We start from the raw sequence: 12,390 nt of genomic DNA on the forward strand, positions 1-12,390 counted from the left end.
TCACAGCCTCGCCCAGGCCCCTCCTCAGGAGGGTTTTCCTGGTCACGGTGCTGCCGTGGCCCACGCTCCACTGGGAGTCGAGACGATGCCGAGTATGGCCAGGCGCGCGAGGTTGACCGCGGCGGCCAGCAGCGAGAAGCCGGCATCAATCTTGGTGACGCCTCGGACCCGGGCGCGGCGGCCTCCGTGCCGGCGCCGCATCAGGTGAGAGATCTTGCGTTCGACCTTGGGCCGGGTGGCCCGGTAGCGGGCCGGCCAGCCTGGATCGGTGCTGTTTGCCCGTCCCCGGGCCAGGTGCTCCTCATGCGGCCCGATCTTGATCTCGCGGCCGTTCCTGGCGGTGGTGCACTGCTCACGCAGCGGGCAGGAGGCGCAGGCAGCGCCGAACGCGGCGACTCCGCCGCCGTCACCATGCCGGCGGATCTCGGTCGTGACCTGGTTCGGGCAGCTCACCTGCCCGCCTCCAGATCGATGGTGAAGACGTCCTTGGAGAACCGCCCGCCCGACGCGCCGGCCGACTGGGTCTTGCGGTGCAGCACCGCATAGATCGAGTTCGGCGCCAGCCGGCCCTCGACGAAACTCACCGTGGAGGACAGCAACCCCGGCTGCATCGGAGTCTGGCCCACTGCCATCGCTCGATCTCTCCCCACGCCCGGTGACCAACAACGATCACCCTGGCACACAAGGACAGACCACCACGAGGCCCCGCGAAAAACACCAGCCACCTAGAGGCGTGTCGCGGTGCGGACGAGGTCGGCGACGGCTTTGGATCTGCTGTGTGGTGGCCAGGCGATGACGGTCGTGACGGCCGGTGCATCCGGCACCGGCACGATGGCGTGGTCGTCGCGTAGCTGGTCTCGGAGCGACTCGGGTACGACGGCGCAGGCCAGTCCGAGCGCGATCAGTTGGAACAGTTGGGTATGGTCGCGCACCTGCGGGCCGGGGCCGTCCGGATGGCCGCCATCTCGTCCAGGCCAGCGCGGCAGGGGCAGGTCCGTCTGGGCGTTGACCTCGACTAACGACAGATGCGCCCGGTTGGCGAGGGGATGACCCTTGGGCAGGACCACGACCTGCTGTTCGGTGTGCAGATCCTCGGTGTCGAATCCGGCTGTCGTGTCGTAAGGCCGGTGGAGCAGAGCAACGTCGGCACGCCCGGTGCGCAGCAGAATTTCCGGCTCGCCCGGCCCGCACAACATCACCTCGACTGCCACTGAGCCCGGTTCAGCGGCGTAGGCGTCCAGAAGCTTCGACAACAGTTCCCTGGACGCTCCGGCCTTGGCGGCCAGCACCACACCCGGCTGGTCGCCCGCGGCACGGCGGGTTCGCCGCTCGGCGGCTTCGACCGCGTCGAGCGCGGTCCGGGCCTCCCGCAGCAGCACCGACCCGGCCTCGGTTAAGGCGATGGCGCGAGCAGTGCGGTGCAGCAGAACGACTCCGAGCCGCCGTTCCAGCTGCTGGATCGCCCGCGACAGTGGTGGTTGCGCCATCGCGAGCCGTTGTGCCGCCCGCCCGAAGTGCAACTCCTCGGCGACGGCGACGAAGTATCGCAACTCCCGCGTCTCCACCCGCTCATCGTATCCGGCGCTGACCACGACCAATACCCGTGCGGTATCGCCGCCCACCCGACCGGTCTTGGACGCCCCACCCGAGTCCGCAACATGATCGACGGTATGAGTGAACGGACGATTGCGCTGGTGACCGGCGCGAACAAGGGAATCGGATACGAGATCGCCGCTGGCCTGGGCGCGCTTGGCTGGCGAATCGGTGTGGGCGCGAGGGATCAACAACGCCGCGACACCGCGGTGGAGAAGCTGCGCGCGGCCGGGACCGATGCGTTCGGTGTGCCGCTCGACGTGACCGACGACGCAAGTGTGGCCGCGGCGGCCGAGCTGATCGCCGGCCATGCCGGAGGGCTCGATGTTCTGGTCAACAATGCCGCGATCACCGGCGGCGTGCCGCAGACACCTACCACGGTCGATCCCGCGACCGTGCGAGCTGTCGTGGAAACCAACGTGATCGGGGTCATCCGGGTCACCAACGCGATGCTGCCGATGCTGCGCGACTCGGCATCACCACGGATCGTCAACATGTCCAGCAGCGTCGGCTCGCTCGCCCTGCAAACCACACCCGGCATCGACATGGGCCAGGTTCCGGCCGCCTACTTGGCCTCGAAGACCTTCCTCAACGCCCTCACTATCCAATACGTCAAGGAACTGAGCGACACCAACATCCTGATCAACTCCGGCTGCCCCGGCTTCACCGCCACCGACCTCAACGGCTTCCAAGGCGTCCGCACACCACAACAGGGCGCGGCCATCGCGATTCACCTCGCGACCCTGCCCGACGACGGCCCGACCGGCGGATTCTTCAACGACGCCGGAACTGTGCCCTGGTGATCAGCACACCGGTGCCCACCATTCCCGTTCTCGAGGTCGGCCGCGCGTCGTGCATCGAAGGAGAAGCAGACATTGACAAAGGCAGTCAGATACGACGAGTTCGGCGGAATCGAGGTCTTGCGGGTCGACGATGTCGACCGCCCCGTGCCTGACGATGGGCAGGTCCTGATTCGGGTCAAGGCGGCAGGCATCAACCCCGGTGAGGCGGCCATTCGAACCGGCGCGATGGCCGACATCTTTCCCTCGACGTTTCCGTCCGGGCAAGGCAGCGATCTCGCCGGGGTCGTCGCCGAGGTCGGCGTCGGAGTCGACCGATTCTCGGTCGGTGACGAGGTGATCGGGTTCTCCGAGGAGCGGGCCGCCCAGGCCGAGTTGGTCCTGGTCGACGTCAACAACCTCACACCCAAACCGAACGGCGTCCCCTGGGAGGTGGCTGGCGGCCTGTACGTCGCCGGGGTGACTGCGTGGGGGGCAGTAGATTCCATGCAGCTCGACAAAGGGGAGACCGTTATCGTCTCCGCAGCAGCCGGAGGAGTCGGCTCGCTCGCCGTTCAGCTCGCTCGCCGTGCCGGAGCCACGGTCATCGGCCTGGCGAGCCAGCACAACCACGAGTGGCTGCAAACACACGGTGTGATCCCGGTCGCATACGGTGACGGCGTCACCGACCGGATCAAGGCCGCCGCACCGAGCGGCATCGATGCCTTCATCGACACCCACGGCGGCGGGTACGTCGAACTGGCCCTTGCCCTCGGCGTCGCGGTCGAACGGATCGACACGATCGCCGATTTCGCGGCAGCCGCGAAGTACGGAGTCAAGACCGAACCCGGAACCAACGCCAGACCGGGCGCCGAGGTACTTGCCGAACTGGCCGCCCTGATCGCCGACGGACACCTCGAAGTCCCGATCGCCAACGTCTACCCGCTGACGCAGGTCCGCCAGGCCTACACCGAACTCGAACGCCGACACACCCACGGCAAAATCGTGCTCAGACCCTAACCGGCACCATGCAACGCAGCGCGCTCAAGGCTCTGCTCAACCTTCGATCGCCCCCAACCCCGTGTGATGGCCGGCTAAAGCATGGCGATCGTCGTGCTGCATCTGTGCGGCGGCGCGTCCTGGGGCGGCGGGTGAGGCTTGGTACGGCGGGCGCTGGGTGCGGCGGGCGGCCCGCGTTCCCGCCGCCGGCCGGGACCGGCGTCCACGCCGCACGCCCGGCCCCGCAAGGCCAGTCATGTTTCCTAGGGCATCCGTCAAGCATGTGGTGGGACAGAACTGTCAATCATGTCGTGGTACTAGACACCGCGGTTAGCTGGCCGTCGTTGGGAGTGCGGACAGGGCAAGATGCCAGGGGTAGGTGTCGGTGTGATCCGCTCCGGAGCTTGGGGTGTGGGGTTCGAATTGTCCGGGGCCGATAAGGACGCGGACGCCTTCGTCGCGTAGGTGGTCGACGCTGCGGCGGAATGGTGCCCGGTCGGCTAGGGCGGCGTTCACGAACGGGAGTATGACCACGGGGATGCCGAGGCCGGGGGCCTCAGAGAGAAGGCCGAGGGCGTAGGTGTCGGCGATGCCTTGTGCGAATTTGTTGATGGTGTTGTAAGTGGCGGGGGCCACGATGATGGCGTCTGCCCTGGGCGACTTCGGCTCCCCCGGCTTGCGGTACTCGCTGCGTACGGGCCGGCCGGTCTGCTTCTCCAGGGCTCGCACGTCGATGAAGTCAAGTGCGGGTGGGGTGGCGATGATCTGGACGGTCCATCCGTCGTCTTGGGCTAGGGCGACGAGTTTCCCGACATCTCCGGCGGGGCCGGCTGCGCACACGATGATGTAGAGGACCTTGCTCACGCGGAGACTCCGAGGGATTCGGCGTATTCGCGGGCGTCGCGCCTCACGGTGATGGGCGCGGTCACGAGCAGGTCGCGGACAAGGCGGAGAGTGGCGGGGCGGGCGGTGATCTCTTCTGGCGCGATTTCGCCGGCGGCGCGCAGCACGTAGAGGGCCTGGTCGTGCTTGTTCCAGGTGAGGAACGCACGGGCGGTATCGAGCAAGAGCGTGGCTTTCCGTTCGTTGATTGGTAGGGCATCGATGTCGACTCGTCGGGCGTAGTCGATGGCGGTGCCGGCGTCGCCCATGGTGAGGGCGATGTTGACCCGGTGGCACAGGACGTTGTTCGGGCCGAAGGCGGTCCACATGTGGTTGCCATCGTGGCCGAGGCGACGGCCTGCCTGGTCGGCTTTATCGAGCAGCTCGACCGCGGTGTGCCTATCGCTGGTCTGGGCGGCAGCGACGGCTCCGGACAGCAGCAGAGACCCATAGACGGAAAGGTCATTGTCGTTCGGGCGAGCGAGGTCGGCGTCCATGCGCTGGGCGGCGCCACTGGCGGTGTTGATGGCGGCGCGGTGGTGTTTGCCGTCCATGAGGGCGCGGGTGATGATCCGGGCGCTGGAGCCGATCATCAGAGGGTTCTCGGAGTCGTGGGCCGCTTGGGTGCTGCGGTCGGCTGCCAGCCAGGCGAGACCCTTGTCGTCTTGCTTGAGCAAGATGGAGGCGGCGACGTGGTGCGCTTCGGCGGACAGGACGTGGGCGCGGTGGTGGGCGTCCCCGGTCGCCGTCGCGCATGCGATGCGTACGGATCGCAGCAGGCCAGGAAGCATCGCGGTCACCTCGGCATAGCGGCATGCCTGATAGGTGCTCTTGGCGTCGCCGACGGCACGGGCCAGTGCGGTGAGGTCGATCGGAGGGTCTGCCGGGGCCGGGTAGTGGACCAGGGCGGCGGCGATGTCTTCGATGCCGTCTGTGGGCTGGCTGGTGGGGGCGGGCTGAAGTACGGCGCTGAATAGGGCGGCGCCTGTCAGTCCGACGAAGTCGCGGCGTCTCATGGCCGAGAGACTCAAGATTCGTACCCTAATGGCACGCTAATGGCACGAGACCCCCGTCAGAAGATCTCTGGCGGGGGTGTTTTGGCTGGTGGGCGCTACTGGGTTCGAACCAGTGACCCCTCGCTTGTAAGGCCACAACGATAGGCCCCTGACCTGCCACGAAACCAGCCACGACCTGCGCCAACAGCTCGCCAGCGTTCACCGCCGTCCGGGCTTGTACGGGGGCGTTGTCACTCAGATAGTCGCTCAGTCCGGAACTCCTGGACGACCTCGATCAGGCCAACGATGTTGGCGTTAAACTCGGCCAGTTCGTCAGCGGGCATCCACAGCTCCAGGATGAGGCCTGCCCACCCGCCTGCTGGACCGGAGACCGCGCCAGAAAATCGCGGCCCCTGGCGATCTTGACGGCGTACTCCTCGTTGAGCACGGGATAGAAGATCGGCTCCTCCGGCAGTCGCGGCGGCCACGACCGCCAGCCAGATCGCCGCACCAACTCCAACTCCTCCGGCCCCGTGGGACGCCCACAACGTCGTCGCCTGGAACGACACGATCCCCTCCTCGTTCGAGGGCTAACCTAATCGGCCCGCCGGGGCTGAGCGTCCCACGACATCCCGATGAGAAGTGGAGCACGCCCATCCAGAACCGAGGGCCGCGACGTGTCCGTTCAGACCGTCCTTCCTAATCCCGCTTCTGCTAGTCGGACGGATAGCACTGAAGCGGCAGATGTGCTTCGAGTGGATGCGCCGCCTACCTGGCTAGATCGATGTCGTGCAGTGATGCCCAGTTGTCCACGCTCGCAAGAATGATCTTCTTGAGCTGAACCTTTCCTTCGGCCTTTACTACATCAACAAAGCAAGCACAGTGCCCGAGATCATATCCTTGAATAAAGCAAACACCCATTCCGATGATTTGCAATCCGCGAGCCGTCGCAGCCATCTTTTCATCGAAAATAGGCAAGGGGACCCGCTTAGCGATCTCATCGGCCAACGTACGCTCTAACGATGAGCCGTTGAAGATCCCCACGACATAACTGGCGATCTTTCCCACCCCGGCATGGATCTGATCCTTGCCCTCCAAGATATCTCGAGCGATCTGTGCCAGTGTCTCACACCGGCTACCACTCCAGCTCTTGGTGAGTCGCTTCCACGTCTTCTCACTGACATGATCGGCCACACGATCAGTAGCCGCGACTAGCGCGCCATCCTTGATCGCATCCTCGCAGTAGCCGATGGCCTCCTCGACAATGCGTCTTTCGCGTTCCAGGGATCTCTGCGCCCGATCATCACGCCGCTTCGGGGCGGTCGGCACACGAGAACTCGCATAGCTGTTGCGAGGCGAAGGCTTCTTCGGCGGCTTCCTACCTCGTTCACCTATCGCCAGTGCCGATAAACCTTTATGGCGGTGGCAGCGCTGATTTGGCCCAGACACTAGAGTCTTGCAGGGAGTGCCATCAGCGGTCGGCGCTCGACATCTAACTTTAGGCGATTTCCTGGACGATGCCACGATTCTGTATCGTGAAGGCTGTAACCGAACTGGTCAATATGGCATACAGCTCTGTATCTCTTCAGTCATCCGCCCACCGGTATTGAGGTCCATGATCTTATACGCTTATCGCGTCATCCAAAAAGTTGACTACCTTCAATATCGTTGGTCGCTTCGTTCACTGGCGTCACATCAGATGCGACGGCGCTCTCCGGATTGCGGTGACATCCAGGGGATGGTGTTGTGGCTTTGCGTAGCATCACTCCTGCTACTACCTGAGGATCTCCTTATCTCGCGCGGCAAGGTCGGCGTCAGCATCGAGAGAAGCGAGGACGGGAGGTGCCGCTCAACTGAGTCCTGCTCATTCACATCGTCGCGGTTCGGCTCGATGTAGGGCACGCCCGCGCAGCTTCCCCGGCAACGCGGGATTTCGAGGGGCTCGTCCCACAACCCTGAGGTCGAAGGGGGCCAGAGGCTCCCCTGGGAGAGACACCTCCCGAGCCGAAAACTAGGACCTTGACCAATGCCGGGCATCGGCACCGACCCCGTGGTGGGCACTACTAAATTCGAACAAGCGCCTCGCCTGTAAGGCCCCAGCAGAGCGTTCACCTGCCCTGGGACTACCGATGACCTGCGGCTGCGGCCCTCTCATGTGCGCGCTGATCCATGGCAGTACGAGGTCGTTGGCGCTCAGTCGATCACTCATGGATCGGTTTGGCTTCGCCTGAATAGGATCACAACATGCAGGTGGAAGCGGTGTCGCGGGGCGTGCTGTACGTCGTTGCCTGCGCTGCTCCGGCGGCGGCTTCCGTTCAGCGCCTCGTGCTCCTGGCCCAAGAGGCCGACTGGACCGTGCGCGTGATCACCACGCCGATGGGGATGCAGTTTGTCCACGCGGCCGAGCTGGAGAGCCTGACCGGAGATCGCGTTCGCAGCGGCTACCGGATGCCCGGCGAGGCGAACGAGCTTCCTTCGGCTGACGCGGTGTTGGTCGCTCCTGCCACGTTCAACACGATCAACAAATGGGCCGGCGGCATCGCTGACACGTTCGCGGTCGGGCTGCTGTGCGAGTTGATGGGCTTCGGCGTCCCGATCGTGGCAGTCCCCCTGCTGAAGGATGCTCTGGCTCGGCACCTGGCGTTCGGTCGTAGCCTCGACGCGCTTCGCGAGATGGGCGTGCACGTGCTGTTCGATCCCGATGCGCCCGCGCACGCTCGCATGCCACCCTGGGAACACGTGCTAGATGAACTTCACCGAGTCTGCGGAAACGAACAGCCGCGGGGGTACCGGCATGGAAGCCCGTAAGGAGATCGGTCAGCGAATCGCGCGTGCACGCAAACGCCGTGGCCTGTCTCAGCGTGTTCTCGCCGAGCTGATCGGTAGATCCGAGAGCTGGCTCAGCCAGGTCGAACGCGGGCAGCGCGGCGTGGACAGTCATGCCGTACTCGGCAACCTGGCCAGCATCCTAGGCGTGCCGGTCGCGAACCTCACCGCAAGCGAGGCGGGGAACACCATGGCGGAGTACTCAGCTGCAGCCAAGATCCGGCAGGCCATGATGGGCTACGACGGCTTGGCCTCCCTGATCGACCCTCGGCACATTGAAGCGACTCACGAAAGCCTCACGTGGTTGAGCGACGAGTTGCGGACCGTCAACCGGCTCTACCAGGCAACCCGGTACGACGAAGCAGGAAACCGGCTACCCGGACTGATCATCACCACCGAGATCGCCAGCCGAAATGCCCCTGTCAGCCAACGCCGAGCTTGCAACACCTTGCGGGCACTGACCTACCACTCCACGGCCACCACGTTGAGCAGAGTGGGGGAAGCCGAGCTTGCCTGGACAGCCGGCGATCGGTCGCTGTGGGCTGCCGAGGATGCGGAAAAGCCTGTCCTCGCCGCGGTGAGCGCCTACCGTCTCGGGTACATCTTCGTGCGGCTGAACGAGCCAGAGAAAGCGCTGCAGATAGCCGTACGCGCGGCCGAGGCGCTCGAACGCTCGTTCAAGCGCTCCGACCCCGAACACCTGTCGGTGCTCGGCGGCCTGTACCTGGTCGCCGTGACCGCTGCGGCAACGCGATTCGATCGTGCGGCCGTGGACGCCCTCCTTCGACAGGCCCGGCGCGTAGCGGATCTCCTCGGTGGAGATCGCAACGACCTCTGGACGGCTTTCGGGCCGACGAACGTGACGATTCATGAGCTGTCGGCGGCGGTTACCTTCGCGGATGCCAAGCAGGCGATCAGCATCGGAGAACGCATGGACGTCTCGCATCTGGCTTCCGGCCTTCTCGGCCGGCGCACTCAGGTCCATCTCGACCTGGCACGGGCGTACGCCGTCCAACGTAAGGACGCCGCTTCGGTGAACACACTGCTTGCAGCGGAACGGACATCACCCGAACTCGTCCGCTACGACACGCGAACTGCCGAACTTCTGGCCCAGCTCGTCAAGCGCGAGCACCGTCCGAGCACTCCAGAACTTCGGGGCCTGGCCCACCGAGCGGGCGTGATTTAACGCGCACTTTCGTGCGGGTTATTTACCTTCACAGACGTACGACTTCTCTTAATGGGCGGCATCTAGCTTTCCCTCTACACGCTGAGTGATCAGCGTGACCGTTAGCGTCAACAGAGGGGAACGACGGTGATGCCTACTACTCGCAGCTCTGCTCGCGCCGATCAGCACAGCGCCCACCTCGGTGAGCTGGCTCGTCTTCTCCGAGAGCGCGGCGTGCCGAACCTGCTAAGCAAGCGAATCAGGCTCAAGGTCCACACTGCCGCTTACGGACCGAGATCGTCAGTGACCTACGACTCCCCCGAGCTGGACGTGTGGACCACGGATGGCACGCCCGTCGCCATCATCACCGTCGATGACGGTCGGAAAGAAGCGGCCTACTCGATGCGTCCCCTGGGCGAGGCACCTCAGCCGCTATGCCCGGTCGCCGCGCCCGCCGAAGGGGCCGACATCGTCGCTGCTATGGTCCGCATGGCGAACAACGAAACCCCTGATGCTCTATCCCCCTACGATCCCGCCTCCCTGCCCGAAGATCAGCGCCGCGCGAACCCTGAGCCTGGATCCACCGCGTGATTTCCGATGACGATTTCGGGTCCAATTCCTCCTCGAGGACCGTTTCGCCTGGTAGAACGCTGTTTCGGGCGTGGGAGGGCCGCCGCTCGCGGGGTCTGCGGTCCGTCCAGGTGTTGCGGGTCGGGGGCGGGGTGATGGCGGTCTCGCCGGTGGCTCGTGGGCCGTCAGGTGGTACCGGGGTGGGCTGGATCGGCCCGGACTCAGGCTGCTTTGGCAGGTGGTGGCCAGTAGACGGCATCGAAGGTGTTCATCCAGGCGGGTTGCCAGCGCCAGTGCTCGGGCAGGTGCAGGGTGATGTGGCCGCGGCCGTGGCGGGCGATCCGGGCCGGGACGCAGATCAGGTGGCGGCGCAGGGTGGACACGCGGGCACGGGCGTGGAAGGCTCCAGCCAGGCAACCGGTCGTACGCAGCAGATTGTGGGCGATCGCTGCGCAGGTCAGCCACGCGGCGTTGGCGTTGAAGTCGCCTGAGGGCATGTGTGCGAGCGGGCCGCAGGTCAGGTCGGCGAAGACCTGCTCGATGATGGCGTGGGCACGGTGCTGGCCTTCGGCTTGGACCAGGCCGAAGGGGCTGTCGGTGAACACCGCGTGGTAGCGGTAGGTGGTGAACAGTTCGTTCTGGCCGATCTTTGCCTGCTCGTTGAGGCGTTTGACCCGGCGGACGATCAGGCGGGCGGTGACGGCCTGGCCCTTCTTGGACGCGAAAGCGGTGTAGGTGATCTCCGCGATCTCGGCGTCGGAGATCCAGGTGCGGGACTCCTCGTCGAAGACGGCGTTCGGGTACTTGATCGCGATCCACGCGGTCTGTGGGATCGCCGCGATCGCCCTTTTGACCTTCGGGTCCATCTTCACCGTGACCGAGAAGCGCACGTCGTGGTCGCAGCAGGCGTTGATGACGGCCGCGTTGTAGACCGCCGAGTCGCCGCGGGCGATGAGGATCCCGGTGCAGCCCGCCCCGCGTGCGGTCCCGATGGACTCGCGGATGAGGGAGGCGGCGCCGCGGGCCGACCCCGCCTTGCCGCCGCGCAGCCGGGTGGTGGCCACGACCGGAGCGGCGAGCGGGGTGGAGATCGCCGAGGCGAGCACGTTCAACCCGCGGACCAGCACGCTCTTACCCTGGATCTTGGTGTGGCCGAACCCCGCGCCCTGCTTGTCGGGCCCGTAGATCCGTTTCTGCATCGAGTCCAGGTCGAGGAAGGCGAGTACGTCCGCGCCGGGCAGTAGCGGCGTGTTCGCGGCGAGCCGGGCCAGCAGTACTCGGTGGACCTTGCCGAGCTGGCGGACGTTGCCCCAGTTCAGGCAGCGCAGGAACGAGCCGAGCGTGGACGGGGCGCGGATTCCGGAAAACAGCTTGCTCATGCCGCCATGCCGCAGCGCGTCCAGATCGTCGATGGAGTCGGCTCCGGCGAGCATCCCGGCCACGATCGACCCGATTTTCAGCGGCGCGTTCACCCCGAGAAGGTCGGCGATCGCCACGTGCTCGTCCACCAGCCCCAGGTCGCACCGCTCGGCCAGACGCATCGCCGGCACCAGCCCCGCGTACGCGACCAGGTGCTCCTCATTGAAGATCGCATGAGTCTTGGCCGGGGCATGAGAAACTAGCACTTGAGAGGTGTCCTCTCGATTTGGTTGACGGAAGCCTGAAGAACTCCCATCATCCCAGGTCGGAGGGCACCTCCTCTCATTTCAGGCCATTCGGTTCAGATTTGGCTCGGTGGATCCAGGCTGAGGAGTTGACGGATCGGGATAACGCGATCACCGAAAGCTTCTTCGCCTCTCTGGAGTGCGAATTGATCGACCGGCGCACCTTCCGCACCAGGTCAGAAGCCGAGCGAGCCCTGTTCAGCTATATCGAAGGGTTCTACAACCCACGTCGGCGCCGTTCCGCCAACGGCCAGCTCAGCCCTGCCGAATACGAACGCCGACACGCGCTCAAGAACACCCAAACCCTCGACTATGCTGCCGCGTAGTCGCAAGCCATGGCTAGAACCAGCCATGCACCGCGCCTCCGCCGGTTAGGCTGCTGAGTGCTGGATTGTCCTATTGGTTGGGAGCATCGATTGGTTTCATTTTGGTTGCTGAGATTCTCGGTGAGTGATCATGAGATGCCTCGCGTGCTGACGGCACGCGCCCGGATCAAGACGCGAGAACTCCTCGTCAGTTGTGGTGGAATACTCAGAGCATGGTCGAGCGACCAGTCCAGGGTCTTCTCCATCGCGTTCGAGCTCACGGATGGATGTTCGATCTCCCCGCAGGAGATGCCCGACCTGATTCTTGAAGCACTCGGGCTCGAATCCCGTGCTACCTCGATCAATCCGGTTGCCGAGGACGAGGTCGACGCCATCGAGAAGTCTTCCGATACCCGTGCATTCAGCCGCCCGGGTTCGCTCTGCCGCCTCTGTCAGGGCTTAGATGGACACCACAGGGAATCATGTCCGAATCGCCGGACCTAGCGGGAGCCGTGGTCGATGAACCGTAGGAAGCCGTCGCCGGGTACGAGCGACTGGAATCCGCCTATTCCTCTCGGATACCCAGCCAGCATCCAGGCACTCGGAGGATTC

General features: G+C 65.0%; 13 protein-coding genes and 2 pseudogenes. 7 read left to right on the plus strand and 8 right to left on the minus strand.

What is annotated here, in order from left to right:
* Window positions 1-42: 42 nt before the first annotated feature.
* The 3 genes from MYF83_RS03650 to MYF83_RS03660 form a co-directional block, all read right to left on the minus strand.
* Window positions 43-453: a transposase gene (locus MYF83_RS03650; protein ID WP_248958720.1), complete on the minus strand. Its 411-nt coding sequence runs from the start codon at window positions 451-453 to the stop codon at window positions 43-45.
* Complete coding sequence (locus tag MYF83_RS03655; protein ID WP_248958721.1) at window positions 450-632, minus strand: hypothetical protein; 183 nt, start codon at window positions 630-632, stop codon at window positions 450-452. Before MYF83_RS03655 ends, MYF83_RS03650 begins: the two co-directional genes overlap by 4 nt.
* 93 nt (window positions 633-725) lie before the next feature.
* Window positions 726-1,622 carry a LysR family transcriptional regulator gene (locus MYF83_RS03660; RefSeq protein ID WP_308201397.1) on the minus strand — a complete coding sequence of 299 codons (897 nt, stop codon included), beginning with the start codon at window positions 1,620-1,622 and terminating at the stop codon, window positions 726-728.
* Window positions 1,623-1,670: 48 nt separating this feature from the next.
* Between MYF83_RS03660 and MYF83_RS03665 the strand changes: the two genes are divergently transcribed.
* Both MYF83_RS03665 and MYF83_RS03670 read left to right on the plus strand, forming a co-directional pair.
* Entirely contained in the window at window positions 1,671-2,396 is a 726-nt protein-coding gene (locus tag MYF83_RS03665; RefSeq protein WP_248958722.1) for an SDR family NAD(P)-dependent oxidoreductase, read from the plus strand.
* Between the two features lie 72 nt (window positions 2,397-2,468).
* Window positions 2,469-3,392 carry an NADP-dependent oxidoreductase gene (locus tag MYF83_RS03670; RefSeq protein WP_248958723.1) on the plus strand — a complete coding sequence of 308 codons (924 nt, stop codon included), beginning with the start codon at window positions 2,469-2,471 and terminating at the stop codon, window positions 3,390-3,392.
* Window positions 3,393-3,701: 309 nt separating this feature from the next.
* On the opposite strand, the gene MYF83_RS03675 is transcribed toward MYF83_RS03670, so the two are convergent.
* The 4 genes and pseudogenes from MYF83_RS03675 to MYF83_RS03690 form a co-directional block, all read right to left on the minus strand.
* Entirely contained in the window at window positions 3,702-4,235 is a 534-nt protein-coding gene (locus MYF83_RS03675; protein ID WP_248958724.1) for a flavoprotein, read from the minus strand.
* Window positions 4,232-5,284, minus strand: a complete 1,053-nt coding sequence (locus MYF83_RS03680; RefSeq protein ID WP_248958725.1) for an XRE family transcriptional regulator — start codon at window positions 5,282-5,284, stop codon at window positions 4,232-4,234. Before MYF83_RS03680 ends, MYF83_RS03675 begins: the two co-directional genes overlap by 4 nt.
* Before the next feature lie 215 nt (window positions 5,285-5,499).
* Window positions 5,500-5,820: pseudogene (locus tag MYF83_RS03685) on the minus strand (ADP-ribosylation/crystallin J1).
* 196 nt (window positions 5,821-6,016) lie between these two features.
* Window positions 6,017-6,577, minus strand: coding sequence for a hypothetical protein (locus MYF83_RS03690; RefSeq protein ID WP_248958726.1), 561 nt, complete (start codon window positions 6,575-6,577; stop codon window positions 6,017-6,019).
* Window positions 6,578-7,492: 915 nt separating this feature from the next.
* Here MYF83_RS03690 and MYF83_RS03695 point away from each other — a divergent pair.
* From MYF83_RS03695 to MYF83_RS03705, 3 genes are all read left to right on the plus strand, one after another.
* Entirely contained in the window at window positions 7,493-8,056 is a 564-nt protein-coding gene (locus MYF83_RS03695; protein ID WP_248958727.1) for a flavoprotein, read from the plus strand.
* Window positions 7,995-9,260: a helix-turn-helix domain-containing protein gene (locus MYF83_RS03700; protein ID WP_248958728.1), complete on the plus strand. Its 1,266-nt coding sequence runs from the start codon at window positions 7,995-7,997 to the stop codon at window positions 9,258-9,260. The genes MYF83_RS03695 and MYF83_RS03700 overlap by 62 nt, the downstream gene beginning before the upstream one ends.
* Window positions 9,261-9,542: 282 nt before the next feature.
* Window positions 9,543-9,830 carry a hypothetical protein gene (locus tag MYF83_RS03705; RefSeq protein WP_248958729.1) on the plus strand — a complete coding sequence of 96 codons (288 nt, stop codon included), beginning with the start codon at window positions 9,543-9,545 and terminating at the stop codon, window positions 9,828-9,830.
* Between the two features lie 200 nt (window positions 9,831-10,030).
* On the opposite strand, the gene MYF83_RS03710 is transcribed toward MYF83_RS03705, so the two are convergent.
* Window positions 10,031-11,434 carry an IS1380 family transposase gene (locus tag MYF83_RS03710; RefSeq protein ID WP_248958730.1) on the minus strand — a complete coding sequence of 468 codons (1,404 nt, stop codon included), beginning with the start codon at window positions 11,432-11,434 and terminating at the stop codon, window positions 10,031-10,033.
* Between the two features lie 140 nt (window positions 11,435-11,574).
* Here MYF83_RS03710 and MYF83_RS03715 point away from each other — a divergent pair.
* A pseudogene (locus MYF83_RS03715) lies at window positions 11,575-11,799 on the plus strand (IS3 family transposase); the annotation flags it as partial.
* A gap of 144 nt (window positions 11,800-11,943) precedes the next feature.
* Window positions 11,944-12,282 (plus strand): hypothetical protein, encoded by a 339-nt coding sequence (locus MYF83_RS03720; RefSeq protein ID WP_248958731.1) that lies wholly within the window; start codon window positions 11,944-11,946, stop codon window positions 12,280-12,282.
* The last annotated feature ends 108 nt before the right edge of the window (window positions 12,283-12,390 follow it).

Source organism: Sphaerisporangium perillae, assembly GCF_023276435.1.
GTDB classification, from domain to species: Bacteria; Actinomycetota; Actinomycetes; order Streptosporangiales; family Streptosporangiaceae; genus Sphaerisporangium; species Sphaerisporangium perillae.

Bases quoted from the DNA above. Each gene is read 5' to 3' on its own strand.
- MYF83_RS03655 (WP_248958721.1), bottom strand. From the start codon at position 632: ATGGCAGTGGGCCAGACTCCGATGCAGCCGGGGTTGCTGTCCTCCACG.
- MYF83_RS03665 (WP_248958722.1), top strand. From the start codon at position 1,671: ATGAGTGAACGGACGATTGCGCTGGTGACCGGCGCGAACAAGGGAATC.
- MYF83_RS03695 (WP_248958727.1), top strand. From the start codon at position 7,493: ATGCAGGTGGAAGCGGTGTCGCGGGGCGTGCTGTACGTCGTTGCCTGC.
- MYF83_RS03700 (WP_248958728.1), top strand. From the start codon at position 7,995: ATGAACTTCACCGAGTCTGCGGAAACGAACAGCCGCGGGGGTACCGGC.